Here is a 26500-nt window from a genome sequence, read left to right on the forward strand (position 1 = left end):
TTGAGTCTCTCGTTTTATATGATGACTTATTATTCAATAGCAGCACTGGTGGTTTCAGTCGGAAATGCTTCCAAAAATAAAGCGGACAAATTGTCCGCTTTATTTAAAACCAAGTATAAAAATTGTACTTAGTAGACATTCAATGTCGCAGCAATCACATGCATACCACGCACCCAATAAGCAGGCACTTGCACATTCACTCGATACTCATCACTTGCATCTTTTGTCACTGTCAGCTGATCAGCCGTATCGCTTACATTCTGTAGAATTTCGGCTTTATCAAGCTTGAGTAATTCAGCTAAGAATAATGAACGCAAGTTACGACGTTGTGCGGCTGTGTTTTTACGACGACGTTCTTTTAAAGCTGCTGTGCGTAATACTTTACGTGTGTAGTCAATCGTGAGCGCACCGTTGATATCGAGCATGATGTCATCATCCAAACCTGAGTCTGGATTAACGCGATAGGTCGATACAGCGCGAACAATTTCAGGGTTGCCATCAGCGCCTGTTTGAATCATACAGACACCTGCATTCATAGCACGTTCCATACGTTCAAATGTTAGCTTGTATGAATCATCTACAGCGGTTACACCACCCAAATTCACACCATTAAAAGGCAAAGCAGGGTCGGATGAATCTGCCAGTGCTGCTGCCATTGCACCTGCAATTTCGGGTTCTTGACCTGTTGCACCGTGATAGCAAACACAAATCACTCGATAACTGGTCTTGACTGTGGCTTGATCTGCAAAAGTAGTTGCGGTATCGATGTCTGAAAATGGAATCACTAAAATAGCAGGGCGTTGCTCAATCGCATCGCTGACTGAATTTAAGTGTTCAATCCAAGCCGTTGTCTCCGCACCAAGTTCGGGTGCTTCGGAAAGGGCGATGATGGTATGCCCAAGCGGGGCGATTTTTTCTTGAATAGACATTTTATGTACTCATAAATAATTAGTAACTTACAGACCAATTCACAATAGCGCAGGATTGAAGTGTTATCTCCTCACCAAAAATAGTTTGAATCAGGTCATGTTCAGCACTTGGAGTGAATAAAAATTCAATCGTATTCGATTGTGCCGTAATCATATTTGGGTGATCGAGTGAACCACCTTGAATAGGTTGATCATACGCAGCAACGAATGCTTTTTGATTCGTTGTTCCCTCTGGCGAAAAATAGCTAGTGACTAAGTCATCAAAAAAACCGTAATGCGCCAAAATATTCACAAGGACTGTTGGAGCTGGGGCACCTCCTGCATTTTCAGAATTGGTGATAATTTCTCCACCATTAATACGATATGAGTATTGATACATTCCGCCTATAGTAGGAATAACCAAATCAGGAACAGTTAAAGAGGTCGGCGTACAGATAAATTCAGGCGTTCTTTCTAGCCGCTCTAGCGTTATGGTTTCTGCTGCAATGCTAAGTGTGGCATCTATCCAATTCATTATTTCAACATAAGGAATTTTTAGGGAAAAATGACGAACTCCTGAAGGAATGGTAATTTTCTGATCGCTCGAATCATAAACCACACCATCACTTAGCACTAAACTGACATCTGATTGCGAACCCTCTGTGTGTGAAGAAGACAATTTATAATCAAATGAAATCGTTTCTTGAGTAATTCCTGTCAATTCAACATCAACAACAATATCTTCCCCGTCAACCCATTTAAGCCCAGTAAGAGAAGAAATGCTCAAAGGATCGCCTGCTTTCCCACGCATTGCACATCCACCGTACGAAAAGTTTTAATTGCTGCTTTCATCATTCGACCAGCCACTGAGTCTGTACCAAATTTGGTATCTGCCGAGGTGGTATCATAAATATCCACAGGGCTTGTGATTGCTGCAATATCAGAAGTGACAAACAGAACTTTTTGGGTATTACTCAAAAGCCCCGAACGCTGTGTATTAATGTTAATGTCGGTATAGACACCTGGTGTTTTAATTCCTGCTGAAATCGCCATAATTCATTCACCTCATACAGCTTGCGGTTGTGCGTAGAGTTGAACTGGGATAGTGAATTGCTTAGAGCCACCATTCCATTCAACTAAAATCGTGGCATCACGACCCGCGTACTGACCGCGTGTTGAGATTGTGCGTGTTGCAGCATCATATTCGAGATATTGCAAAGCATTATTTTCACTCACATCTGTGACTGTAATGGCTTGATTTGCGCCACTTGGAGTGACAATAAGCTGAATCTTTGTTTCATTGGGTGCATCTTTTAAAATGACCGTATTTGGATAAATGTTGACATCTGTAATTTGAATCAGACTTGAGTCAGAACCGCCAGTATTGCTACCTGAGTCAGAACCGCCAGTATTGCTACCTGAGTCAGAACCGCCAGTATCTGAGTCAGTCGCGGGTAGATTAATCACACCGCCCAATGCTTCAACTGCTGCGAACAGCGCATTAAGTTTTAAAACATCTGCGCCTGTGACTTGATCACGGCTTGAGATACGTACTGTCATTTCCAAATTAACCTCTGCTTGAAAACTCATATTTTTGCCTTTATTTTTTCAATTGAATGAGATCGGATTGATCTTTAATTTCGTCGCTAGGTTGCAAGTAATAATCAAAATTAATGCGGTGGATTTCCGCAACAAGCGGTTGACCTTGCTCATCAACAGCATTCTCTTCACGCAAGCGATCCGATGCCTGAATGACATATTGAGTGGTAAATTCTTGGGCAAGCACACTAATGGACTGCCCACGTGTGGATGTATTAAAAATGGTTTTGGTTCGACCTAGCATAATCGGTGCTAAGCCTTTCACTTGTTGACTGGTTAAATCATTGTTAAGCAGTAGACGCTGGACATAGTCCAGCATTTGATACGTCCCAATATCTGCACCTGTGCCATGCCGCTGAGTCTCCTCATTGCGTAAAGAGCGTGCGCCAACTAAAACCGCAAACTTCACGGGATATTCAACTTTGTCAGCACTAATGTGCTTGGGTGATCCTGAACCGTCGAAAGTAATCCAAATCGCGGGAAAGGCTTTAATGACGGCTGAAATATCATCATCAAATTCACCGCCATAAGTCTTGATTTCACGAATCCAAGACCAATGTCCAGATTCAATTTGAGCCGCCATCTCATCCTTGATGGCTTGCTCAATGATTGAAAGGTTCAGGTTCACCATCCTTTACCTCCAAAATCCCGACGCCCAATAGCAAATACAACATTGTTGGTAGTTTTTACAGGTGTGGACTCTCCCGCAGGTGAACCACCTAATGTCAGTTCACCTTTAGAAATTTTGGTTAAGGTTTTAATTGATGCGTCATAGCGGGTTTTAATCGGATCATTCTCAGACAAATCGCCCGTATTGGCATAGAAACGAGCCAAGTTACAACCGATATTGACCAAGAAGGGTGGCATGACCTGTAACGGTAGTGGATAGCGGCTCCCGATATAGGCATCAATTTCAGAATTGGCTTCCTGCATGGCTGCATTCAGCTTATCCATATTAATAGCATGCTGGTAAGGTGCTTCATTATCCGTCAATTGAATTAATTCAGACTCACCGAACTTGAGCCGCATCGCCTCTACCGTTACATAGCTCATGATTAATCCACCGTGCCGTCCGAACCGTAAGCCAATTGCCAGTGACCAAATCCAGCCGCTGCACGTGCTTCTGCACCAAACTTATAGACACCACGATTAAATACATCGTCAGAGTCCATATTGGTCTGTTGTACAAACGCAGGCTTTTTACGCTCTTGGTAAACAAATGGTTTTACTGGCTTATTACAATCCAGTAAGAACCATGCGCTGTCACTGGTTAAACGTGGCTCTTCAACCACTTCACAAACACCCTTATAAGGATTTGGCTTTCCATCTTCTAAGCGGTCTACCGTCATTAATGCACGGGCAGTATCACCCAACGCAACGGGTACAAGTAAGATGTTCGGCTTCACATTCAGTGGACGACCTTCATCATCTTTAAATTGCATCATGGCAATACGGGCAGCACCGAAACTGCCTTGCGCTTTGGCTAAAGATTCAATGGAGAGTTTTTTCGTTCCTTTGTTGCTCACCGCACTTTTGCCAACAGGGTGATTGACTGAAATAAAAGGCTTACCGTCATAGCACTTTTCAGTAAAGGATTGATTGACCAATTCATAGATCAACTCATCTGGTAACTGCTTGGCAGACCATGCTGCGGATTCTGCCTGTGGCTTATAAATCCCCAGTTGGTCATCTTCAATATCGTTACGACGTACTTCAATCGTCGCTGCAAAATCTTCATTGACGATGGTGTATTTATAGTCAGACAATTTAGTGACTTGTTTTGGGCCAATCCAACGCTTCATCTGCGGGAAATTAGCAAGCCAACGATAGTCCACGTATGCGCTCGAACTTGGAACGGTCATGGCAATTTTTTGATAGGTGGTTTGTACATCAGCAAAAGTCTTATTAAAGACTGTGCTCATACCCATAAAGATTGCTGAAATAGTTGCTGCATTTACCTTCATTCTACCCATACTCCATTTTCATCAATACCCACGACACGACCTGCTTTAGATAACGTCCCCGCGTTATCGGTTGCGGCAACTGTTTCACCATCTGCGAGATAGCAAGGCAATCCAAATGAGGTTTGTGTCACTGGGTCACTTGAACTGTTTGCAAACTGAAAAGCACAGGTATTTCGTACAAGCACCTGAACATCACCATCTGCACCGCCCGTGTTATCCACGCTATCTTCATAACGTCCGAGATAAACCAAACCTGTTGCGGCTGTAGCTGCAACGGCATAACCAGTGGCATCTACCACAGCAGCAAAGCCAGCGGTCAGGACGGCATTGGCTTTGACTGGGACTGCAAATAAACCCAATTCACGTAAAGGTGTTTGACGCTCTTCTTGGTTTAAAATACTGCTCATACTTGTGGTGCTCCTAAATCAATCCCCATTTGTGCAGCAACACTTAACGCTTCAGGGGTATGCTGTTGACCGCCATACTGTTGATGATTGGCTGCCAAATTGACTTGCTCAGTTTGACGCTGAGTTAAAGCGGCAATTTTTGGCAAGCTTTCAATATGTGCTTTGACAAAATCAGGGTTGGTCTGTGCCTGATCCTTAATCCAATTAATAGTCGCATCACCTGTTAAACGTCCATCACTACATGCCGCAGTGATCAGGTCATCAATTTCTTTGGCTTTGGCATCAGCAACGGCTGAACCTGCTTTGTTTACAGCTTCCTGATACACCGCCATCGGAACATATTGACTCAGGTCAACCGTAGATTGGCTGTTCGCTGCCAGTTTGATTTGATCAATTACGGCAATGGCATCAAAAAGGTTTTGACTATTTGCGGCTACTGCAACGCCAGTTTTTTCTTTAATTTGCGACTGAAGTTTGCTGAGTTCCGCCATGATCTCTTCTGGTGTTGCAGATAAAGGCAGGTTCAGCATCCAGCGCAACTGTTCTAATAACTCATCCATTTCGGAGTCCTGTTGGGTTGAATTTTGGGTAAAGTAATCCTGTGCTGCCGCAGCAAGCTTGGCTTCGGGCAACTGATCTAATGCAGGGGTATTGGTTAAAGCAACATTGAGTAAAGCGAGAACTTCACCTTGTTTGTTGTATAAAAAGACAGGTGAAAGGTATTTATATTCTCCCGACTCAATAAAGCCTTGTGCTCGATCAAGCCATTCAAATTGCGTACTACATAAGCCCACTCCATCCACATAAGTAAAGAAGCTAGATTTCAACCATCCAGCAGCTGGAGCAGGCTCACCACTTTCTTGTGCCTTTAATGTGGCATGTTCATAATCAATCACCATATCAATGGCACGTTGATTTAAGGCTGCAACTATTTGATGTCCACGTTCTGGTGTAAGTTGCCAGTGGGGAGCATCAAACGGGCGACCATCATTCGCTCGGAAAATTCCTTCAGGAATTAAAACCAAGTGATTCGATGATGCGCTTAAGTCGAATGAGCAAGCTGCTGCTGCGAGTAATGTCTTTTTCATACTCGCAGTGTGAATGACGGGAAATTAAAAAAAGGTTGGAATTGCTTCCGAAAATTCAAAAACCATAATTCTTGTTTTAAGGCGATTTAAACCATGCCAATAATGAACATGATAGATTCATTACTTTTGGTTTTTGTATTTAATTTAGAACAATCTAACGCTGATCTAACGATATATTCCGACTCAATCAAATATAGTTTTATAAAAATGGTCGACATCATCCCAAATAGCTTGCTCAGCTTCGGCTTGAAGATTGCCGTTTTTATCCATCGGTAAGAATGGTCGTGCAGGAATTTTTCCCCAAGGTAAAGGCGTATTTCGAGAGCTATGTCCGTACTCTCCCTGTTCTGCCCCAAACTGATGTGTTGGGGCTTTAGGATCATTTGTTCCAATCATCACACTGTCTTTACTGACCTGAGTGGTAATACTGTTGCGGAGTTGACCTGATTGAAAAAGTTTTTTCCCTGATCGACGTCGCGCTAATGTCACTGCACTTAATCCAGCCCAAGAAGGTCGACCTTCAGCATCAAAGTTGTCCTCAACTACAGTGAGAAAGCTATTGGCAATCGCATGTCCTAACGGCGTAGGATCACGCATTGCACGAGCAACCTTATTTAAACGAGTAATCAGGTTTTGGTCGTTGATTTGTATAACGGTCATAAATTAAACTATCCTGTGAGATGGTAGTTTCCTAAAAGAAAGGTTACGGTTTAACAAGTTTTGTTAGTCAGTATTATGCTGTGCAAGTCAGCCACCATCTTCTCGGTGAAATAGTAGTTTCCAAATAGAAGGGTTATGAGTGTCGAAAGGCATTGATATTATGCTGTGCAAGTCAGCCGCTATTTCACCACTTCATATTGTCCAGATTGAATGCCCGCTGAAATATCAAGCTGTTTAACTTTAAAAATACTCACAATCTCCATCACGCCATTTTGGTTGCGGATAGACAGCTTCAACACATCATCTTCATGTTGCTTGACCAGTGCGGGCAGTAAATACAAAACGCTTTCGTTCTTCACGTCGTAGACAACTTGCTCAACTTGTGTGATCAATTGAGGGAGAGCCGTCCATTCCTCTAGCGTTGGTGCATTACCCGCGTCACCGTGCCGCTGGGCTTTTTTACCGACCATAAGGTGGTCACTAATGGTCATAATCGGACTTTCAACCGCTTGCCCTTTATGTGCTAAAAATTCAATTTCTTTGGATTGAATCACGCCAACAGTACTGGTTTTATTCTGCGGTTTGGCAAAGCTCATCGAGTTTTTGACAAAAGCTTCATGGGCTTTGATACGTGGCTGGGCGTTCAGCATCTGCTGCACTTGCTGTAAGCCTTTTTCTGTTCCCATAAGTTCTGTGGCACGTTTAGTCAAAACGGTATCGATCAAATAGCTACTCGCTGGCGAACCATTAAAGCCTGCTGCTGGCGCAAAACTGAGTGTTTCACCAGACTTAGTCGGAATATTAAACTGGGTGCGTTTGGCAAAAACATCTGCACCTGTATTGCGATCTGTACCGACTTTTTCAGTAATTTCAGTACGACGCCCCTCACTGGAGAGGATCTCTTTATCAGCCACTTCACGGTTAGATCGGGCAATTACACGGCATTTGCAGCCCCATTCTGAAGGCGGGTAAGCCACTGACCAAAATGGATCATCAAATCTAAAAAGCTGTCCGTTCAATGCAAGATGTTGTTTCCTTGGATTGCTTATGGTGACATGCCGCCATTCCCAATAGGGTCGGGTATCGCTACCTGCCAACATCGCTTTATAACGTCCTGCTGAAAAAGCCGACTGCATATTGGTATCGTAAATGGTGCGTAAGCGTCGTGGGCTACCCAGTTGGACGTCTTGTTCTTTGCCTTCAGGATTAATCACCGTTTTACGTCCCCACCAGCCTTTATCTTGTAAGACTGGAGTTATATTGTCTTTCCACTTTTCAAAGCCCTGACCGCTTTCTAACGCAGTGATCAGCGACTTACGAATGTCTTGTAGAATATCAATCCGAGCGACTTTTGCGACGGTAAACGCACGGCTGTGGGCATCGTCTAAAGTTTCGTGCCAATCCCAACCGATTTTAAAGCCTTTATTTTTTAGGTAATCAATCGCATCTTGTGGAGGCAATTCAAATAAAGCCTTGAGTTCAGGACGTTGTGGAGTTGGCATCAGCTTTCACCCTCAGCTTCAACACTTAAACGCCCAAGCATTTCACACGCAAAAATTAATCGAGTTAGTTTTTCCTGTAATGCTGGTTCTTCATCGTTTGGGTAAGCATCTTGTAACAGTGCCAAAACCTCATCTTCATTTTGTCCCGACTGAATTTTTTTAAGTAGGTCTTGTGTCCATTCCTGCGCTGTGGTTTGAGCTGTTTGAGTCTGCTCTTTGAGTAACAACTGCATGGCTTGGTCTTCCAGTGGTAACTGACTACTGTTTGTTGCAAGCAAATGACCTAACAAATGAGGCTGGAAAGTATTCACTGCCAACTGTGGCGTTTGCGATGGTGTACGTGCAAGGATTAGTTCTTTATCATCAGCAGGCATTGGGATGCCCGCACGTTCATGCGCCCATGTCAGTGGAATTTTCATACCTGTATCCACCATTTCACCCAAAGCCTTACTGAAACTTTCAAGGTCTTCAGTATCAGAGGTATCAAACCAAAATGTTGGATAACGGTCTGGGGTAATATTGGGATAATTCAAACGCATTAAATAGCTGATCAAATGATCATTAATAGAACGCGCTAATTGATGAGCATCCGACTTTTTGATGGTTTCAAATTGAATTTCATGCGTTGAGGATTGAGCATTGGTTGATGTTTTACCGTCCGCTTGGCTCAGTAAAGTACCACCGACAATAATTTTAGATTGAGTCTTTTCACACCAATCAACCAAGTCAAAATGGTTTTTGGTGTCACCATCGGTGGCTTTTTCAAAATCAATGGTCATGCCTTTGGGGATAATACCTCCAGCATTGCGTCCGATTGACATGACTGCACGCAGTAAGGTCATTTTTTCTTCTTGGGTTGCACCTTCCTGATATTTACCGATTTTACTCGGTAGACCATAGGTTTCTAAAAACTCCATCACGTCACGAATACCGTAGTTTTTAAACAGAAACGGCCAGCTTAAAATACGGTGTAATCCTGAACGGGCAATGTAGCCTGACTTGGCTTTATGCTGATGTATAAACCAACCAAAGTCCCAAAATTCAGCACCTTCCATTGATCCATCATTAATCCGTAATTCATTAGGCTTTGAATATGGCGTCATAAAATTACGCGGAATGACAAAGCCAAAACTCTTCGGAAGCCATAGATTACCAAGTTGATGCCATATAATTTCTTGGCAGCTATAACCGTGCCCAACGCCATCCATTGCATCAAATAAAAATGTTTCAAAGTCCTGAATATCATCAATCCATTCAGCAACTTCAGCGGCAATCTTGCGCTCTTGCTCAGAAGGATTACGGGGTGGTTTGACGTTCCATTCTAAGGCTTTGATGGCACTTTTGCGCTTATCCATCTCGCTAAAAATATGCCCGTCACGTTCTTCCATATCACAGAACAAATCTGCCTGAGCCTGTAGATTGCCTTGCTCGGCATCGGTCAGTAATCGGTGCAAGCGTGCAGGGGTCAAGCCTACAACTGGATGCTCTTGCCATTGATTAGTCAGCCAAGCAATCTCAGCGGTTTGATTGGTTTCTAACGCGCTACGGTCTTGAGTGTTAGATTTAGTTTTTTTCTTAGCCATAAAAATTAAGCACAATACAAGATTGTGCCTAATTTGAAGGATGATTAGTTAGAATATGAGTGGAAGTCGTTCCTAACTTGGCATCACACCCTTATTTTGAATTAAAAGCTGAATTGCAGTTAGCGTAATAATCGCTGCATCTAAATCATTCTTTTCTAAAAACTCTAATGAGAGTTGAATCATTTTTTCAAATCGTTCAGGTTGCATATTACACCTCCAAGCCGAGTTGGCTTTGTGTGGTAATACGAGAAATACGCCCAGTATGTGCCAACACAAAAACCTCTTGCTCAGGCAATAATTCAAGCTCCTGCATTTCACGATAAAGCATTCGCACCATCCGTGTTGAAATTTGCATACAACGGGCAATTTCTTCTTGGGAAAGCTCTTTTTGTAGATAGCGATACATTTGGCGATAACGCAAATGTTGTGACATGAGTTTGTCTTTGAGTTTAGTGTTGAGATGAACAAGGGTGGTTTGTTGGTGTGTCGCATGTTGTTCCATTGAAATAAAGTAGCGACGTGCTTGGCGACCTTTCTCGGTTTTTTCTACCATTGAAAGCTCTTTCGCCATGTCTAAGCTGATGTGGTATTCGACTTGAGGGCGACCACCTTCTGGGTTTTCGCCAACTTTGGCGAAAACTGCAAAGTCATGATTTTCAACGAAATCATAATCAGAAATACGTTTCTTTAGCCAATTTGAAAAATCACGACCAACTTTTAAAAATTCATGCAAATTGCGAGCATTGACAAGCAATTGCTCTTTGCCATCCAACATACCTGTAAAGGCAGGTACAAGTTGCATAGCGTTAGAATTTTTTACAGATGTATTTACAGCGTTAGAATTCATGTTAGAATTTCCTTAGCGTTAGATGATTATGGCAACTTTCTGAGGGTTGGGTCATAATCATGTGATTTATGAAGAACGTCAGCTTAGGCTGGCGTTTTTTATTGTGGGTCTTTTAACCCAAGTTTTACGGCAATTTCATGCCCTAAACCACGTTTTGCTTTGCATAAGCCATTGAGGACACGGTACACATCGGCACGACGATAACCATGTTCTTTTGCCCAATCCGTAAAGGTTTTACCTTCTTGGTGGAATTTGGCTTTTACTTCCTCTGGGGTCATTTGTGATAAACTCTATGTAGTTGGTATATGTGCAATATAACCCTATTATGAGTACCTGTAAACACAAAATTGGATGCTTTATGGAAGATTTTAAAACTATTGGCGGGAGAATTCGTCAAATTCGTACAACAATGGGCTTAATACGAGATGATTTTGCTGGTCTTGTTGGGGTAAGCCGAAACACTCTTGCACGTTACGAAACAGATGAACGCAAGCCTGATGCGGACTTTATTATTAATTTTTGTCAAACGTGTGAAGTAAGTGCGGATTGGCTGCTTTTCGGTATTCTTCCAGAGGATCAGCAACAGCAACAACTTTCAGTAGATGAAATGCTTTTGATTGCACTATGTCGTCGTCATCCTGATGAAGTAATCCACCGTTTAAGAGCTTTACTAACAGCAATTGCTTTAGGTGAGTCAGAAAAAGATGTTGATCCATCATTAAGAGAAGAATAAAAGAAAGCCTTACAACTGTAAGGCTTCTTTAGATTATCTATTTGCAGGTAGGTCAAACATTCCAACTATATAAGGGGCACTCGTTGTACCACCAACAGAATTAGTAAATCCAATTTTACCAATCACAACACCACAAAAAGTTCCCTTTGAATTTGCTGTTAAACTACCTGTAGAGCCAACTGCTAAAACTCGGGTAACATCAGTATAGTTCGATACAATACCTGCATGGTAAACAGGAAAACCTCCTGAACGATCCACTTGAATTTCCACAATCTGACCATGAACACAGTATTTCTTACCACGCTCATTAAAAGAATCTTTTAAAATTTGACCTCGGGTTGTAGATTCAATCGCTTGGATGTCTCCTATTTTGGTTTTATAGTTTTCCATCCAAACAGCCATCAGTCCTGCTGCTGGAGGCAAGGCATCGAACTCATCTGACATTTCTGGTTTAATCATGGCAATTGCTTCAGGTAAAGTTTTATTTGCCAAAAGGCGCTCAAGTCCTTTTTCTTCATCTGTTTTTTCTTTAGCTGCTGGGCTTTCTTGCGCTATGGTTGGTTGAATTGTATTCTCAGTATTTGTTGTTTTTTGTTCCTCTGACTTAGAACATCCAACTAATCCCATCATACAAATTGCTGTAGTAAATAATATTTTTTTCATAAAGTTCACCTGTATAAGAGGTGATCATTTTACTTAAATTTTAATCATTTAAAAACACCCCACATCACTAAACCACCCATCAAAATCATCCTGTCTCATTTCCATCTCTTCACGGGATGGAAGTGACATAAACTCAATTGGGGCACTTGGGTTCTTAGCGGCATAGTCCGCCAACAAGTGAGCAATCGCACTATCGCCATGACGGTCTTTATTGTTCGAGTTAGTTTTACCCATTGTTGGAATACGCGCCACACCGTTCACCATCACAAATGCTCGGTGATCTTCTTGCACGTCCTGATCCGCAGGCATATTCTCAATATCACCGTCTTCCAGCGCTGCCTTGAAGTGAGGTGTATGCTCTCGATACCATGACTCAGTCAGCATAATTGCTTCAATACGTTCGCCATAAAGCACTTGCATCGCTTCAGCCAAATAACCACCGTTGCCACCAGCGTCATGTGCGCCTTTACGGAAGTTAGGCAACTTGGCAACAATCAGTTTTAAAAATTCCTCTTGCTGCTTATAAGGTACTTTGAACATTTCAAATAAAAACGGAATACGTTTATTGGTATTCTGCTGCTCAACCAACGGCCAAAATGAACAGGCATTTCGTTTACGCGCAAAGTCCAAACCATAAAAGCTCGTCACTTTCTTTGGAATGTTTTCCAGCACAGGCTTTAAATGTTCATTAAACCATTCAAGTACCTCGGCATTACGTGATTCCTCAGTGACACGTTCAAAATCATCCCAGCCTTTTGGAGCCTCAAAGCGGAGTACTGGAACACTGGCGTCCTTTTTACTTTCCAGTAATGAATGTGGCAACCAACGACCACCGCCTTTACTTGGTATGGCATCTAATTCTTCATCTGCCGCACTGCCGTAGAAGTCATAAACTTCCTGCATCCACAATGCTTCCTCATGTGGATCATAGACAATGCCTTTACGCATACAAACACGTTTATACAAACCTTGTGCCACTGCTTCACGGAAAGTCGTGCGGTGAACCGTGCCTTTACGTTTACCTGCACGGATTTCATTAATTAATTCATTGAACGGGTTATCTTCACCATCATGGGTACTAATCACGCGAACACAACCACCCCAAATGAGCAGGGCAAGTGCAGCTTTTAATAACTCATCTAGCGACTCATGGAATGCCGCTTCATCCAGAATAACTCGACCTTGACGACCACGGAGGTTAGACGGACGGCTGGTTAAGGCTTCAATCCGAAAACCTGACTTTGGAAAGCGAATGATAAAGGTCTGAATATGTTTATCACCATCTTCCCAAATACCTTCCTCAACCTCAGCAGCCGCCAAGCCATAAGCCCGCGCCCACATGGCACAGGCTTGAATAAACTCAACGGTCATGTCCTTGTTATAGCCAAGGTAATAACAATTCTGACCACCCGCAGAGCGATCACTGGCGCATTCTAACGCGGCATCAGCGGCTTCAGCCCAAGTTAAACCAATACGACGGGACTTCTCACCAATTTTGAGTGGGCTTTTATCTGCAATCCATTCTTGCTGATAGGGCAACAGAACCGCAGGAATATCACTATCGAAGTCAGGCTGTAATAGCCCAATTGGTGAGTTTGGCTCTTGGATCATTTATCGACAATACCTAGAATCTGTTTACGAATTTCAGCCGCAGTTTCAGCAGATAAACCGCCTTTCTTGGCAATCTTATCTACCGCTTTGGCAGCCGCTTGTACACGCTCTTTAACTTCGGATTCCCATTTCTTTTGGTTCACAGATGCCTTGGAAATTTCGGCAATGCCTTTGCCTGCTTTAGCCATGAGCATGATGCGCTCTGCGGGATCAGTATCGGGGTCGCTAGATTCTTGCAAATCAATCAAAGCATTAAACAGTTCAGTCTGTACCAATGATAAAACTGCCGAACTACGCAAATCACTGTCATCTGGTGCAGCATCAGCAATCATCATGGCAGCTTGTGTGCTTGCCTGAACAGCAGCAAGTTTTTGCTCGATCTTCTGACCATAGCGGTGCACACTCGATTTACTGACGTTATAACCACGTTCTTGTAAAATCTTGGCGATTTCTTCATAACCGCAAAAGCCCTGATCCATAAAACGACGGTCAAGCCATGTTTTATCTTCTGCGGTGAGTTGATCAATCGATGACTCTCGTGCCATGCTCACCTCAAGTCCAATACTTTGTAGGTCGTGCAATTCCTGCTTGGCAATCAATGGTGTATTCCACACAATCAATGCCTAGGCGGTCTAGCTTTGAATGCCAGTGCCCATCAGGCTGACGCTGAATTTCAATCATTTTCCGTTGCTCTAAATACTCAAGCTGAACGTGTAATTCTTGCGGGGTAGTATCTGGGTAGATGGAACGCATAACATCTAACAGCAGCATATCTAACGCGCCTAACGGACGTGCTTTATCCAGTGCGTTTAAAATATTCCAACGCATACCTTCGCGGCGGCTCTTTGCTAAATCAATGCTCATGTCTGTAAACCCTGTTTAATTTGTACTTTTTCTAATTTTTCCGCGACGGCATCCAGTTTGGCTTCAATGACTGTTTGCCCCCGAATATAGTCATCGCGGGCAATATATCGGAACGGCATATCTGCCTTGAACTCCAAAAACTGGCGTTCAAGCTGTCGAATGTCTTGTTGGCTTTTGGTTGCCTCTTGAGCAACGGATTCGATTTTATGATTGGTCGCTGAGAAATTTTGCTCTAAGCTTTTTTCAATACGAGACCAAAGCAGTTTTACCGTCCCAATCACGGTACTGAGTACCGCGATCAGGATCATAATGAACTGATAGACCTCAAGCTGAATGGTCATGCACCCTCCGCCACTGGGGGAAGTGCCTTGTTTTTAGTTTGATTGATAAATCGAAAAACCAGACCTATTAAAGCTAAAAGCCCTGTAACTTTGGCTTGTGAGGCTTCAGGTACAAACATTAAAACTTCATTGGGCACGCCATAAACCGAAATATACCCAATCAAGATAAATGCCCAGTTGCTAATCCACTTCCAGCCACTACGCCAGTTATGTACCAATACACCTGCTTGATTTTCAATTGTGCCAATCGTGGCTGTGACATATTGCAAAGGTTGCGCCTGTTGCAGCCGATTATTCAATAAGTGTGCTTTCTGTTGCTGTAAACGACGGTTTAATTCAGCATGTGAAACATACGGTTTTTTGCTCATGGCGTATCTCCAGCAGCATAACGGAGATTTTGAGCCACTCGATTTGTCCACCCCTTACCAAAGGTCGCAAAGGTCGATAACTTAGTATAAAAATTTAAGCGCTCAGCATTAAAGAGTATCACCACGTCATCAATCGACTTGGCTTGAATAGCTGCAAGGGTTAATTGACCAATAAGACCATCATCCGCTACATCGACAGCACGCTGTAGCATACGAATCGCATTCCCGATACCATGATTCACCGCAGCATCAAAAAGTTGAAATGCAAGAATAGGATTATATTGTTCGCATTTAGTACGTTGCCAAAATGCTTTTCGATAAATCTCCTTTGCTTGTTCACGGGTCATGGCTTTCATCGAACCTGTATAACCGTTTGCCATAGCAGTTGTTTTTGTAACCCCCCAATTCGTTTCCCCACCAGGATCTTTCGGATTATTGACATAACCACCTTCATGTCCGATGGTACGATCAAAAACATCATCAAAAGTAATCGGCATTATTTTAAAACTCTTATTTAACGTCCCGTTATTGTTTGGCTTATGAGCTTTATTTTTGAGCGGAAATACTTCCAATAAAAAACCGCCACTTGGGCGGTAAGAGAGGCGAAGGATATCAAGCCATGAAGAGGTCTAACTGGTCATCATCCTTCGCTTTTTGGGGTTTATTCTCGACCATATCTTTACGAATTTTTCTAATCCAGCGTGGGGTAACTTTGTATTTTTCAGCTAGCTGGTCTTGAACTTTTGATGCAGCGCCTAACTCTTCTAAATCTTGTTTAATTCGCTGGTCTCTAAGTAAACCAATGTAACGATCTGCTTTAGGAATATAAACCCTATCTCCACTCCAATACTGACATAATTTTTTTAGATTATTAAAGCCGAGTAAAATAGCGAGTTCATGGTTTTCAGAAACCATTTTCATGGGGGGAAATGAATAATCATGACCACCGAACCGTTGCACTAGAGTCATGGCAGTTCGGTAGTCAGTGAGTTGAATAATAACTCTAAGGTTTTCAGGAAGTTTGTGGAGATATTCGTCCTTCATGTTGCGCTCTCTTTTTTCTATACTCTAAAGCTGCAACTATACGATATAGCTCATTTTCACTGCAAAATTCTAACGCTTCTTTTTTAAACATTTTTTTAGCAATGCCAGTTGCATAGTTCCAGTGCAATCCTGCATCTGCCAAAAGCGCTTCAATTTTGCCGATTAAAGCCTCCTTAGACGCTTTAACTTTAGGTTTTGTACCGAACTCGGGCTTAGTAAATCCAAGTTCTTCATAACGCTTTAATACTGCAACAAGTTCATCATCGTTTAGATCTTTCGCTGAGCGCTTACCAGTGACTTGCTCAAGTAAATCACGGTAAGTATCATCATCTAAACCCAGCTCTTTTTTACCCAAATGAATGGCCGCAAGGCGTTGGTTACGTGTTGGTTTTTTCATGGCGATACTCATAAATAAGCCAAAGCCTGATGGGTTGATTCAGAAGGTGTCATACATAGACATGCAATAATCAAAACAATGATAGCCACAAAAAGTATATCTTCTTGTTTCATAGATAAGCTCATGATACCTCACCCAAGCTTTCCACAACTTCAGGTGGTAATTTGTCTAAATCTTCAATTTTAATCATATATTTTCCTTATTCGCTGCTCGTCAGTACTGGATCACGACATCCAGTAGACACAGGCACGGATGCCTGTGTTTCGCTTAGAAGGTTGTTGGTTGTGCTACTGCACGGGTTAATGCCATAAGTCCTTGCTGCAAATTAGTTGCGCCAGTTGCTACCCAGTGGTGTGGCTCAGCATCGGTTAAACGCTGAAACTCTGTGAAATCACCTGTTGCAGCTCCATGTGCATTTGCTTGCTCAAGTTGTTGACGGGCGTGATCAAATAGCTTTTCGACTAAAGCACCCAATTCCACGCCTTTAGCTTTAATTTCGTTGATCAAGTCCGTTTCTGCTTGAGAGAGATTGCGGTAACCTGTAAGTTTTTGCTTTTCCATCAGTTCACTGCCTCTTTAAGTGCTTTACCTGCTTTAAACGTTGGTACTTTTGCCGCAGAAATTTGAAGCTCTTCGCCAGTTTTAGGGTTACGGCCAGTACGCGCAGGGCGATCTGAAACTTTGAAAGTACCGAAGCCAACGAGGGTGATATCTTCACCAGCAGCGAGTGTGAGTTTGACAACAGACTCAAAACCGTTAAGTGCTTTGGTGACTTGTTCTTGAGTCAAGCCTGATGCTGTTGAGACGTTTTTGATTAGTTCTGACTTATTCATATAAAAAAATTCCTGTATTAAATAGATGCGATGTCGAGTGATAGTGGTAAATAACCACCAGTTGCATCATCGCGGGTGTAAAAACGTAGGTAGGCTTTGCTGCCAATAATGTTGATGCTGTCTGAAATGGCTTGCATTGCTGACTGCCATTTCGGGTGGTCGATTTCGATAGTTTTAAGGGCTAGTACTTTTGCTGTGCTGATTTCTCCTTTTTTGTCGACGTTGAAGGTGCGGTTGATCAGAGCTTTAATTTCATTACGACTGCCATCCGTCCATTCCTCTAGGCATTCATCAATGAGCTGTTTGGCTGCTTGAAGTTGCTCGTTGAAACTGATTTTCTCTGCAATGTTGCGCTGGATTTTTAGACGTCCGTCATAGCTACTCAATGAAAGATTGCCTTTGTTGCCGCCAATTTTTGCACCGTATTGGTCGGCAGAAATCTGGCTAAAGTTGGCAATATCGCTAAAGCTTGAATCTTTAAAAACGGTGAGTAGTTCATTCAGTTCTTGTGCTTTTTTGAAAATTGTGCGAACAGTTTGGTCACGCAATTTATCAATTTCTTTGACGTTGGCTTCTGGAATTAATGCACCTGTTGCATTCTCCCAGTAGCCATGTGGAATTTGTTGGGTTGTCATGGTGTTGTTCCTTGTTCAGTTAATAGGCGCTCAAAGCATTCATTGTGGGTTTCACCATCACGTCGGTTTTTTGCAACATGTGCAAAAACCTGTTCAGCTGGTATGTCTTTCAAAGTTCTCTGTGGTTTGGGCTTGTTCGTATTCGCCTTAGCAATCAATTCATTGAACGTGAAAGCGGGCTTTTCATGCTTTTGCTGCTCATGTGCTTTTCGCTCTTGCTGACGCTCATACATTGATTTTTCAACAACCAATGGCGGGCGTTTTGCCGTTGCTGTTGGCTCAGGCGCGGCATGCTGATCAGGCTTATATGAAGTGATAACTTCATATAAATAACCATGGGTTTTCAGTGGCAAATCAATTTTGTTCTGATCACGACGCTCCAAGAGCACTCCAATTGCCCATCCCCATGCGCCCGTAGGCGCTGGGTAGGTGTGATGACCTCGCTTGATTTGCTTAGCCACAAAATCAGGTGCAATCTCAGTGAGCAGCTTCGCAGCACGCTCGAAAGTCAGATCACGATTTTGGGGACGAAACATCGCTAGATACTTCACCATTGGTATTTTCAAATCGCCTAACAAACTCAGAGAAGAAACAAAGGCTTGACTAGCTTCACTATGACCAAGCAATGCATCTAAACTTGAAGTTGCACCACAAGCAGGACATCGCGTTTTCATCGGTAACCTCTGTGATGCTTCTGTTTCGCTTCAAGCACACCTTGGCAAGTAACACACAACGTCACACCACCAAGCTTACGACGCTGTTCAGGAATCACGTCACCACATTCATCACACTCAAAATTACTTACAGCATGAAATTGTGGGCGTGCATTGATTTGTTCTTGCAGTTGTAAGGCATGGAAATCTTCTGCCATATCGACTAAATCAACCATGACAACCCCCGAATTTTTCAATTAAGCCCAAGATTTCTGGTAACCCAAAAATGATGAAAACCACAGCAAGCCAAAAAAAATTATCACTCATTTCTTATTCCTTTTTCTTTATCTGACCACATCCAATCGAACATGATTGACATGCTCTCCAATGCCGCATTTCTGCGGGGTTTTGGGTAGGGGCATCACGCTCTTTGTACTTTTGGCAATCAATAGAACTGATTTCGTGCTTTAAATAAGGACACTCAATTTTTCCAAGCACCGCCAATACTTTCTTAACCAAACGCTCAGTACTGCCGATATACTTGTCACGTAAAGCAAGCGACAAACTTGTGCGTGAATAATCCAGTTCATCCGCAACTTTCTGTAAACTGCCAAGCTGCTCTTTGCGGTTCAATACCAGTTGCTTCCAGTCTGGAAGCTCATTAGAAGTTAATGACATACAATAAACTCCCAAGCAAAATGACTAAAAGCATCACTAAAATGGCAATAATGATGCGGTACTTGGTACGCTCATACCCAAGCGTACTCAGGCTATGTTCCAAGCGTGCTTTATAGTCATCACGTTCAGTAATGACCTGAATGCGATGAATATTTACCGAGTGACTGTGATGTGAATTAAGCATTGAACTCTCCCAAGATTGTTCCGTGTTTAAGTTCTTCTTCAAGCTCAGGACGTTCTGCAAACATCACTTGATTTGTATTCGGATCAAATACATGTTTGACGCGTTGAATTTGTGGCGGTTTTGGGCCAGTGTTCATTTCAGGCAATAAAACGTACTTAGCTTTTCCCCCTGTAACTTTCGATTCCTTAACTATTTTCAGATAGCCTGCTTGATGTAGAGAAATGAGGTAGTTATTTGCAGTCTCGACAGCAATTTTCTGGCTATCCGTACTAGAAATTGCAGACAGTTCATAAGCATTAAGAGCCATTTTTGTAATCCGCAATGTATTCCACATTGCTTTATTTCCACTCATGCTGGGAATCAATTCTCCTTTCTTGTTAAAAGAAGGATATGTATAACCAACATCATTGATTAGATTAAAGAATTTTTCTTTATTTTGAACTTTGGTGCATGTAACAAAGTCAGCTTTCATTAATCGAGATACAAACTCCCGAGCACTTTCATAAGTTGCATTACCTTCATCAGCAATAAGGGCTATCGTAAACTCTTCACGATTCTTACGGATCGCATTCCATACGCGCTGACGGGGAGACTCATACGGAGTTTTTGAGTTCATGATGTCCAATTCCTTAAAGTTTGGTCTAAAAAACGCGATATCCATGTTCAGAAACTCCGTGGTTTTGGGCTTTCGCCAGTCACAAAACCATGCGGTAAAATAAGACTTAACTCTTTGCTGGAAACTCGTTTAACCCCAAGCTCCAATGCATTCTCATGCAGCATTTCAAGATTCGTAGAAACACGACGAGTAGAACCCCGAACGACTGAAACCAGTTGCTCCAGTACATCCTGTGTAATCTCAATACTCGGTGCATAAATATGACTTAACTCCATCACATCATTTAAATCAGAGGGTAGAGCGGGAACCCAGTTCAATACACGTCCGTGGAAGCGTTCCCACTTTTCAAGCTTACGTGCCAGTAACTCTTCACCGATAATCAAAAATGTCCCTTGGCTGGCTTCATATAAATCCCGTACAATTTCGACTTTATTACCGTTCACCAAATGATCAAACTCATCAATAATGAGTGGGCGACCAGACTTCGCTAGCTCAGCACTGGCAAGCTCCATCATTTCACTCAATGTATTCGGCATCGGGATGCTCATTTCACGTAACAGCGCTTGAGCAAAGGCTTTTTTGGTATAAGTCGACTTTACTTGCACATAAAAAGCATTGGTTTTTGTTGCCACATAATTGGCAGCAGTCGACTTTCCGAAGCCACTTGGCCCGTAGAATGCAGAGATGCCAGGCAATAGCGGATTACGCTGTAAAGTACGGCTCACCGCTTCATAGCATTGAGCAATATTGCGAATGTTGGCGATTCCGCCAGTTGTATAAATAGGATTGACATTTGCAGTCATTTAAATCACCATAAATATGTTCTTGATTGAATTTTGTGCTGGTACTTCCGATACCATCACGACACTTGACGACGCTCTAAATACGTTTTGAGCGTTTCGTCATCTAGACTAAGCTGTCTAAACTTCTTAGACATTTGGAACAATTTCCAAAAGTTTTCATCCTCTTCTGACAATTCCTCCTCGTTTAAAACTCTTTGATCAATTGCAATCCAACGTTCCATTGGAGAGATTTCTACCGTTTTTTGTGGCGTAGGCTCTGCATCAATTGAAAGATTCACATCTTTAAAATAAATACGCTCCTCATGTTTTGGCTGTATAGGTAAAGCTTCCAGTTCTGCCATGAGTTTTTGACGTTTCATTTGGTCAAATGGAATAACTGTTTGATTCTCAATATGTTCAATCATGGCTTTCGGGTTCAACTCGTCTAATACCTCAGATTGCTTCACTGCTAAGCGACGTAACCGACCATCAGCACGGTTTTGACGAGCTTGCTCCACCTTAGAAACAGGGAAATAATTACGTTTATTGGCATTCCAAACTGCATAGCAAATCAAACGCCCGTCTTCATCCCGAACAACTACTTTATTTGCATCGTGAATGTCATAACCGACCAGCACATTGAGTCCGTGATGCTGTTCAAGATCTTTACTAAAGTAACGGTTGCCGAAAATCTCAATCTCACCGCGACGCACTTTGCGCTCTTCGTATGGACGGAATAAGTCTTCAGCATCCCAATCTTCTACTCGGTCAATTGGCGCACCTTGTTCTAACGCTTCATTCCACGCTTCTAACGGGGTTTGATAACGCTTTTTGAGCGTTGCTGGATCAGTAATCCGCTTTAATCCGCTGTGGGGTTTATTGTTATATTGCTCAACTACTTGAGCCGCATACGCAATAAAATCAACCCAGCTCATTAATGCCTTAGATGTTCCAAAACGCTTGATTTCATTACGTGTTAGCTTAAACACGACATTACTGGCTTCGCTGTCCATGTCTTTACCAATATAAGTTGGTAAATTTTTCGCGGCTTTTACCCAAAGAGTTTGGTGGCTACGCTCAATCATGCCTTTAGCTTGCGAGTTATAAGGCAATGCGTGACTAACCTCAGTATTTAAACGAGCCATCACACCGCGCCCTTGAGCCTTGAGCATGTCGTTCTTATAACCTGAGCCGTTATCCACATAGAAAATCGCGGGGATACCGCACTCAGTTGCACTCATACGAATCGCATCTAAAACACACCAGCTACTTTCCGAAAGTGAAACCGACCAGCCAACTAAACGACGGGTTGCAACATCAATAATTGATGTAATCTCAGGTCGAAATGGTTTACCAGTTATTGGATGCGCCACTTCAGCATCAAAGCAGTGACCATCTGCTGTATAAACGTCTGTTGGTAAAAGCAGAGAAGTATCTCGACGAATAAATGGCTGAATATTTTTGATTTCCCGTTTACCCATACGTCCTCGCATCACATCGACTTTGCCCATTTTTTCATTTAAAAAACGATAGGCTTGTGCATAGGATGGGCACTCAACATTTGCATCCAAATATTGCGGAAGCTGTTCCAGACACACCGTTAAAGTGGGCTTTTGTGGCTGCCCCCAAAGTCGCAATAACTCGCCCGCCCAGCTTGGGATTTGAGATGCTCTTTGCTTTGGTGCAAGCACTGAAATCACTGCAATTTTGTGCTTTTCTGCATCATCAACTGCTTTCATCCAGTCAAAAATTGAACGTCGGCTAATGGTGCGGTTCTCACCCGATTTTGCATTTGCCTTAGTAACGGCTTCTTGCATTTCAGTCGGTAGAGTTCCTTCAGCCGCTTGTTCAATAAACTTCTGAATCATTGGGGTCTTTTTACAACCCTGATTAATTTGCTGTTGCAGATAGCGCACAATGAATAAACGGTTTTCAGCGACTTCACGTTGCCAGTTCATTAGCTCGGTTGGGTTCTGAGCCTCAGCTATAGGTGCTAGGGCTGTTGTATTGGCTGAAGTTGATTCAGTAGCAATAAGTTCTCTTTTAATGTTTTTAAGAACCACAAGTTTCATGAGTTCTTTAGTGAGTTCGTATTCTTTACGAATACCCCCTTTCCCGCGACTAGGTATTTCTTTATACTGAAACTCATTTCTAGCTAAGAACTTATCTAATCCTTTCTGTGTTTTAGGTAAGCCGTCTAACTCTAATGCTAGTAATTCAGCAACGCTGTAATGTGTCTTCATTAAGCACATTCCTTATTGCTATAACGTGGGTAGATACGCTTGTTATCAATTGTCCAACGCTCTGGAAATAGCTCGTGCAAAGGTTTTCCCAGAAAGTTCGCAATAACAAGTTCTCCTTTTTTACTTGGGATATATAGCGCATTACGCACTGTCCGATCAGACATACCGTAATCTTTCGCAAGTTGAGTCATCGTCTTACCACGACGCTCAATTTCAGCTTTAATACTGTATCTATCCCATTGTTCTGTGGGCTTTTGCTCTAATCCCATGTGAACTCCTTAATGCCCAAATTGGCATTTTTTTTAACGTGTTAGACTAGGTAATTACTTAATCTAACGACAATATAAGTTCTTTAAAAAGAACCGTCAACAGTTCTTTTTAAAGATTGAAGAACTATTTTATCGTCTTTTAAAAATATTATTGTTTTTCAAGACTTTGTTTGGTTCTTTTTTATTAGTGAGTTTTTGTCATGAGTTCTTTAAAAGTTAAAGATGATTCAGAACTTGAAAACCCTCTCAAAGAAAGAATTAAGTTCTTGATGACTGAAAGTGAGTTAAATCACCCTTATAGTTTTGCAACTCGTGTTGGATTGTCTAAGGGGACTTTCACTGGAATATGGAAAGAGGGACGTTCTTCTTTGCATCATGGAACAGTAAATAAAATATGTGCTGCAACTGGTGCGAACCCAGCTTGGTTGGTTACAGGTATGGGTGAACCCTTTGAACAGCAAGCATCTGCGGTTGTAGATGTACTAGAACCAAAGCAAGATGTGACGCTAGAAGCAGAGCTGCTCGACACATCATTACTTGAGCAAGCATTTGAAACGCTAGATCAGGCACTAAAAGCAACGAATAGAATGATGCAACCTAATGGACGTGCTCAGTTTGTTGCTGCGGTTTATGCAAGCCTGAAAGAAGACCAAGCCGTAAATATTCAAGTCTTAAAAGATTGTATATTTACGGTAGAAGAGGCACTAAGCTCAACACGACGAATCATGTCGCCAAAAGCAAAAACTGATTTGATTTTATTGGTTTACGAACTGTATAGTGGCGAGGCTTCATATAAAGAAGCAATGACATCAACAATAAATCAACTCATAAGGAGTGTATCTTAGTATGCATGAAACAAATAAAGATAAAAGTTTTGAAGTAGATCAATTACACAGCGTTGCTTTAAAACCAGAAATTCTGAATATCTTTAAGGAACATAGCCAAAGTCAACAAATCTCAATACAAGTAAAGCTATCCAGCAATGAGCTATTTACCCTGCAATTCAATATGGATGATTTAAGTGCACCAGATCATCTGCTCACAAGAACTGTCAGCTCAGCTGTGGAGTCTTTGCTAAACCAAATTCCAACGATTTTAACGGTGCAAAATAAAGTATAAAAATAAGCATCAAATTTAGAATCGTTGGAATTTAGTGCAAAATAAAGAGCAAATCAGAAAACTCCCCTGGTTTGCTCTCAAAAACTCTCAAAGCTATATATATCAATGGGTCTATCCCAGATCATCCCACTATATCCCGCCATATCCCACATCTATCTAGTGCAGAATCAGTTATAAAGTCACAGGTGGCTATCCTCAAATAGGTGGGGAATTAGCACGTAAGAAAGCCCAAGAATTAATTGCCGATATTGGTAAAGGTGAAAATCCCATCATCACCAAGCAAGAACGCAAAGCCAAAGAACTCGAAGAAAGTAACGCCACCTTTGAAGCACTGGCTAAAGAATGGATAGACACCAAACAAAATACATGGGTTGCCGATACATTGACCCGAAACAGGGGCGCATTAGAAAAGCATATCTACCCTATTTTCGGTAAACGGCTTTTTGTATCCATTCGCCCGATTGAATGGATGGAACATTTAAAAGGCATCCAACAAGAACATAAAATTTATGAACAGGTGAAGCGTATTCGCACCATGTGCCGTGATATTTATGACTATGCCAAAGTCACTGGGCGGATTGACTACAACCCACTTGAGGGACTGCATAAGTTTTTAGAGTCAGGCAAAAAGGAAAACATGGCTCATGTCGATGAAAAGGATTTACCTGCATTATTGAGAGCCATAGATAACTATCCGACTCCTGATATTCGTATCGGCTTAAAATTGCTTACGATGTTGTTTTGTCGCCCCAGTGAATTAAGGGAAGCTCAATGGCATGAATTTGATCTTGATGAGGGGCTTTGGAATATCCCCGAAGAACGTATGAAGAAACGCCGTGAACATGTCATTCCATTACCGACTCAAGCGGTTAATTTGCTCAATGAATTAAAGTCCATTCGTGGTGAATCTGAATACCTCTTTCCTAGCCGATCTAATCCGAATAAGCCCAAATCAGATACCGTTTTCATCATGGCGTTACGGCGTTTAGGTTATGAGGGCAGACAAACCCCACATGGCTTTCGACACATTGCCAGTACATTGCTCAATAACAAGGGCTTTGATGAACGGCACATTGAGGCAGCTTTAGCCCACGTTAAAGACGGCGTGGCAGGCGTATATAACAAAGCTCAGTATCTCAATGACCGTAAACATTTAATGCAATGGTACGCCGACCATTTAGAACAATTGGCAGATGATACGGTCATTCAATTTAAGAAAGCATAATGACAGTATGTAACATACTAATTAGCTGAATATGCAGAAGTACAAATAAATATAAATTATAATGATTTTGTTAAGCCTAGCCTGACGGGGCGAAAGTCAAATACCCAATTTGATTGGCTTAACTTATTTTTGGGGATGCTGTGGGAGGCGATTTTGATGGGTGCAAATGAAGATTTAGACAGTATTCCAAAACAGTTTATTTCGGTCATTGAATTGTTAGAGATTTTTGCCAGTTGCGAAAATATGACTCATGAAAGAGCCGCTCGGTGGTTTATAAATAATATTCAAATATTAAATAGAACCAAAAAACTCATTCTAAAAAATGAATACACGCTTGTTGAATATGAGCAAAATGATAATGATTTTTATGGCTGCCCGATTGATACACTCAGACTTATCGCAGATGGTGGGGATTACGACCCTTTTAATGACTGTGTCGGTTTTGCCCGAAAACGCATATTGGTAGAATTAAAAAAATTAGGCTTTAATATTGCTGAAGAGTTAATCAAGAACACCCCTATTTATATTTCTCAATCCTGTTCTATTGATGATGACAATTTTTATAAAAATCAGTGCATCGACCTACGTAATGAAATGCAGCAGGCACTAAGAAAAGAGCCAACACAGAAACAAAAAAAAGAAATTCAATTCATCAATTTTCTTGATAAAAATAGCACTCAATAC

General features: G+C 42.0%; 39 protein-coding genes, 1 other RNA gene and 1 pseudogene. 5 read left to right on the forward strand and 36 right to left on the reverse strand.

Annotation, left to right across the window (positions count from 1 at the left end):
• Positions 1–128: 128 nt before the first annotated feature.
• The 15 genes from GBN19_RS04290 to GBN19_RS04355 form a co-directional block, all read right to left on the reverse strand.
• A complete protein-coding gene (locus GBN19_RS04290; RefSeq protein ID WP_151777297.1) occupies positions 129–929 on the reverse strand; it encodes a phage tail sheath C-terminal domain-containing protein in 801 nt (266 codons plus the stop codon).
• A 19-nt stretch (positions 930–948) separates the two neighbouring features.
• On the reverse strand, positions 949–1719 hold the full coding sequence (locus tag GBN19_RS04295; RefSeq protein ID WP_151777298.1) for a hypothetical protein: 771 nt from the start codon (positions 1717–1719) through the stop codon (positions 949–951).
• Positions 1692–1961 carry a hypothetical protein gene (locus GBN19_RS04300; protein WP_151777299.1) on the reverse strand — a complete coding sequence of 90 codons (270 nt, stop codon included), beginning with the start codon at positions 1959–1961 and terminating at the stop codon, positions 1692–1694. Before GBN19_RS04300 ends, GBN19_RS04295 begins: the two co-directional genes overlap by 28 nt.
• A 12-nt stretch (positions 1962–1973) precedes the next feature.
• Positions 1974–2498, reverse strand: coding sequence for a hypothetical protein (locus GBN19_RS04305; protein WP_151777300.1), 525 nt, complete (start codon positions 2496–2498; stop codon positions 1974–1976).
• Positions 2499–2508: 10 nt separating this feature from the next.
• Positions 2509–3138, reverse strand: a complete 630-nt coding sequence (locus tag GBN19_RS04310) for a phage protein Gp37 (RefSeq protein ID WP_151777301.1) — start codon at positions 3136–3138, stop codon at positions 2509–2511.
• On the reverse strand, positions 3132–3560 hold the full coding sequence (locus GBN19_RS04315) for a gp436 family protein (protein WP_151777302.1): 429 nt from the start codon (positions 3558–3560) through the stop codon (positions 3132–3134). Before GBN19_RS04315 ends, GBN19_RS04310 begins: the two co-directional genes overlap by 7 nt.
• 2 nt (positions 3561–3562) lie before the next feature.
• Positions 3563–4471 (reverse strand): Mu-like prophage major head subunit gpT family protein, encoded by a 909-nt coding sequence (locus tag GBN19_RS04320; RefSeq protein ID WP_151777303.1) that lies wholly within the window; start codon positions 4469–4471, stop codon positions 3563–3565.
• On the reverse strand, positions 4468–4878 hold the full coding sequence (locus tag GBN19_RS04325) for a hypothetical protein (RefSeq protein ID WP_151777304.1): 411 nt from the start codon (positions 4876–4878) through the stop codon (positions 4468–4470). The genes GBN19_RS04320 and GBN19_RS04325 overlap by 4 nt, the downstream gene beginning before the upstream one ends.
• Positions 4875–5966: a phage protease gene (locus tag GBN19_RS04330; RefSeq protein ID WP_151777305.1), complete on the reverse strand. Its 1092-nt coding sequence runs from the start codon at positions 5964–5966 to the stop codon at positions 4875–4877. Before GBN19_RS04330 ends, GBN19_RS04325 begins: the two co-directional genes overlap by 4 nt.
• A 183-nt stretch (positions 5967–6149) precedes the next feature.
• Positions 6150–6626, reverse strand: coding sequence for a phage virion morphogenesis protein (locus GBN19_RS04335; protein WP_151777306.1), 477 nt, complete (start codon positions 6624–6626; stop codon positions 6150–6152).
• A gap of 179 nt (positions 6627–6805) precedes the next feature.
• The gene (locus GBN19_RS04340) at positions 6806–8128 is read right to left on the reverse strand and encodes a phage head morphogenesis protein (protein ID WP_151777307.1); all 1323 of its coding nucleotides are present in this window, start codon (positions 8126–8128) and stop codon (positions 6806–6808) included.
• On the reverse strand, positions 8128–9711 hold the full coding sequence (locus GBN19_RS04345; RefSeq protein ID WP_151777308.1) for a DUF935 domain-containing protein: 1584 nt from the start codon (positions 9709–9711) through the stop codon (positions 8128–8130). Before GBN19_RS04345 ends, GBN19_RS04340 begins: the two co-directional genes overlap by 1 nt.
• Before the next feature lie 72 nt (positions 9712–9783).
• Positions 9784–9918 carry a hypothetical protein gene (locus tag GBN19_RS16215; protein WP_266095375.1) on the reverse strand — a complete coding sequence of 45 codons (135 nt, stop codon included), beginning with the start codon at positions 9916–9918 and terminating at the stop codon, positions 9784–9786.
• 1 nt (position 9919) lies between these two features.
• Positions 9920–10558, reverse strand: coding sequence for an antA/AntB antirepressor family protein (locus GBN19_RS04350; protein ID WP_228271209.1), 639 nt, complete (start codon positions 10556–10558; stop codon positions 9920–9922).
• A gap of 98 nt (positions 10559–10656) precedes the next feature.
• A complete protein-coding gene (locus GBN19_RS04355) occupies positions 10657–10836 on the reverse strand; it encodes a DNA-binding protein (protein ID WP_151777309.1) in 180 nt (59 codons plus the stop codon).
• 80 nt (positions 10837–10916) lie between these two features.
• On the opposite strand from GBN19_RS04355, the gene GBN19_RS04360 reads away from it, so the two are divergent.
• A complete protein-coding gene (locus GBN19_RS04360; protein WP_171494433.1) occupies positions 10917–11291 on the forward strand; it encodes a helix-turn-helix domain-containing protein in 375 nt (124 codons plus the stop codon).
• 33 nt (positions 11292–11324) lie between these two features.
• Here the strand turns inward: GBN19_RS04360 and GBN19_RS04365 are convergent, their stop codons facing one another.
• The 21 genes from GBN19_RS04365 to GBN19_RS04465 form a co-directional block, all read right to left on the reverse strand.
• Positions 11325–11954, reverse strand: a complete 630-nt coding sequence (locus tag GBN19_RS04365; protein WP_151777311.1) for a hypothetical protein — start codon at positions 11952–11954, stop codon at positions 11325–11327.
• Between the two features lie 48 nt (positions 11955–12002).
• Positions 12003–13565 carry a hypothetical protein gene (locus GBN19_RS04370; RefSeq protein WP_151777312.1) on the reverse strand — a complete coding sequence of 521 codons (1563 nt, stop codon included), beginning with the start codon at positions 13563–13565 and terminating at the stop codon, positions 12003–12005.
• Positions 13562–14110 (reverse strand): DUF3486 family protein, encoded by a 549-nt coding sequence (locus GBN19_RS04375; RefSeq protein ID WP_151777313.1) that lies wholly within the window; start codon positions 14108–14110, stop codon positions 13562–13564. The genes GBN19_RS04370 and GBN19_RS04375 overlap by 4 nt, the downstream gene beginning before the upstream one ends.
• Before the next feature lie 7 nt (positions 14111–14117).
• Positions 14118–14429 (reverse strand): hypothetical protein, encoded by a 312-nt coding sequence (locus GBN19_RS04380; RefSeq protein WP_151777314.1) that lies wholly within the window; start codon positions 14427–14429, stop codon positions 14118–14120.
• A complete protein-coding gene (locus GBN19_RS04385; protein WP_151710084.1) occupies positions 14426–14770 on the reverse strand; it encodes a hypothetical protein in 345 nt (114 codons plus the stop codon). The genes GBN19_RS04380 and GBN19_RS04385 overlap by 4 nt, the downstream gene beginning before the upstream one ends.
• Positions 14767–15138, reverse strand: coding sequence for a DUF7940 domain-containing protein (locus GBN19_RS04390; RefSeq protein ID WP_151777315.1), 372 nt, complete (start codon positions 15136–15138; stop codon positions 14767–14769). The genes GBN19_RS04385 and GBN19_RS04390 overlap by 4 nt, the downstream gene beginning before the upstream one ends.
• Positions 15135–15635: a glycoside hydrolase family 108 protein gene (locus GBN19_RS04395; protein ID WP_151777316.1), complete on the reverse strand. Its 501-nt coding sequence runs from the start codon at positions 15633–15635 to the stop codon at positions 15135–15137. Before GBN19_RS04395 ends, GBN19_RS04390 begins: the two co-directional genes overlap by 4 nt.
• A gap of 115 nt (positions 15636–15750) precedes the next feature.
• A complete protein-coding gene (locus tag GBN19_RS04400; protein WP_151710087.1) occupies positions 15751–16182 on the reverse strand; it encodes a Mor transcription activator family protein in 432 nt (143 codons plus the stop codon).
• Positions 16151–16579: a gp16 family protein gene (locus GBN19_RS04405; RefSeq protein ID WP_151710088.1), complete on the reverse strand. Its 429-nt coding sequence runs from the start codon at positions 16577–16579 to the stop codon at positions 16151–16153. Before GBN19_RS04405 ends, GBN19_RS04400 begins: the two co-directional genes overlap by 32 nt.
• Positions 16580–16779: 200 nt before the next feature.
• Positions 16780–16848: hammerhead ribozyme type II (locus tag GBN19_RS04410), an RNA gene on the reverse strand.
• Positions 16847–17140, reverse strand: coding sequence for an Acb2/Tad1 domain-containing protein (locus GBN19_RS04415; RefSeq protein WP_151710089.1), 294 nt, complete (start codon positions 17138–17140; stop codon positions 16847–16849). The genes GBN19_RS04410 and GBN19_RS04415 overlap by 2 nt, the downstream gene beginning before the upstream one ends.
• Positions 17140–17412, reverse strand: coding sequence for an HU family DNA-binding protein (locus tag GBN19_RS04420; protein WP_151777317.1), 273 nt, complete (start codon positions 17410–17412; stop codon positions 17140–17142). The genes GBN19_RS04415 and GBN19_RS04420 overlap by 1 nt, the downstream gene beginning before the upstream one ends.
• Before the next feature lie 17 nt (positions 17413–17429).
• Entirely contained in the window at positions 17430–18047 is a 618-nt protein-coding gene (locus tag GBN19_RS04425; protein ID WP_151777318.1) for a DUF3164 family protein, read from the reverse strand.
• A complete protein-coding gene (locus GBN19_RS04430) occupies positions 18044–18721 on the reverse strand; it encodes a DUF2752 domain-containing protein (protein WP_151777319.1) in 678 nt (225 codons plus the stop codon). Before GBN19_RS04430 ends, GBN19_RS04425 begins: the two co-directional genes overlap by 4 nt.
• On the reverse strand, positions 18718–18936 hold the full coding sequence (locus GBN19_RS04435; RefSeq protein ID WP_151777320.1) for a TraR/DksA C4-type zinc finger protein: 219 nt from the start codon (positions 18934–18936) through the stop codon (positions 18718–18720). Before GBN19_RS04435 ends, GBN19_RS04430 begins: the two co-directional genes overlap by 4 nt.
• 94 nt (positions 18937–19030) lie before the next feature.
• A complete protein-coding gene (locus tag GBN19_RS04440; protein WP_151710094.1) occupies positions 19031–19378 on the reverse strand; it encodes a LysR family transcriptional regulator in 348 nt (115 codons plus the stop codon).
• Positions 19362–19562 carry a hypothetical protein gene (locus GBN19_RS04445; protein WP_151710095.1) on the reverse strand — a complete coding sequence of 67 codons (201 nt, stop codon included), beginning with the start codon at positions 19560–19562 and terminating at the stop codon, positions 19362–19364. The genes GBN19_RS04440 and GBN19_RS04445 overlap by 17 nt, the downstream gene beginning before the upstream one ends.
• Positions 19555–20223, reverse strand: a complete 669-nt coding sequence (locus GBN19_RS04450) for a hypothetical protein (RefSeq protein ID WP_151777321.1) — start codon at positions 20221–20223, stop codon at positions 19555–19557. Before GBN19_RS04450 ends, GBN19_RS04445 begins: the two co-directional genes overlap by 8 nt.
• Positions 20224–20225: 2 nt before the next feature.
• Positions 20226–20981, reverse strand: a complete 756-nt coding sequence (locus GBN19_RS04455; RefSeq protein WP_151777322.1) for an AAA family ATPase — start codon at positions 20979–20981, stop codon at positions 20226–20228.
• Between the two features lie 56 nt (positions 20982–21037).
• Positions 21038–23203 (reverse strand): Mu transposase C-terminal domain-containing protein, encoded by a 2166-nt coding sequence (locus GBN19_RS04460; protein WP_171494434.1) that lies wholly within the window; start codon positions 23201–23203, stop codon positions 21038–21040.
• Positions 23203–23472, reverse strand: a complete 270-nt coding sequence (locus tag GBN19_RS04465; protein WP_151711082.1) for a helix-turn-helix domain-containing protein — start codon at positions 23470–23472, stop codon at positions 23203–23205. Before GBN19_RS04465 ends, GBN19_RS04460 begins: the two co-directional genes overlap by 1 nt.
• Positions 23473–23672: 200 nt before the next feature.
• On the opposite strand from GBN19_RS04465, the gene GBN19_RS04470 reads away from it, so the two are divergent.
• From GBN19_RS04470 to GBN19_RS04485, 4 genes and pseudogenes are all read left to right on the forward strand, one after another.
• Complete coding sequence (locus GBN19_RS04470; RefSeq protein ID WP_151777323.1) at positions 23673–24317, forward strand: hypothetical protein; 645 nt, start codon at positions 23673–23675, stop codon at positions 24315–24317.
• A gap of 1 nt (position 24318) precedes the next feature.
• Positions 24319–24591 carry a hypothetical protein gene (locus tag GBN19_RS04475; protein WP_151711104.1) on the forward strand — a complete coding sequence of 91 codons (273 nt, stop codon included), beginning with the start codon at positions 24319–24321 and terminating at the stop codon, positions 24589–24591.
• 184 nt (positions 24592–24775) lie between these two features.
• Positions 24776–25816 (forward strand): annotated as a pseudogene (locus GBN19_RS04480) (tyrosine-type recombinase/integrase); the annotation flags it as partial.
• Between the two features lie 156 nt (positions 25817–25972).
• On the forward strand, positions 25973–26500 hold a 528-nt coding region (locus tag GBN19_RS04485; RefSeq protein WP_228271210.1), incomplete at its 3' end, for a hypothetical protein.

It is taken from the genome of Acinetobacter brisouii (assembly GCF_008993995.1).
Taxonomy (GTDB): domain Bacteria; phylum Pseudomonadota; class Gammaproteobacteria; order Pseudomonadales; family Moraxellaceae; genus Acinetobacter; species Acinetobacter brisouii_A.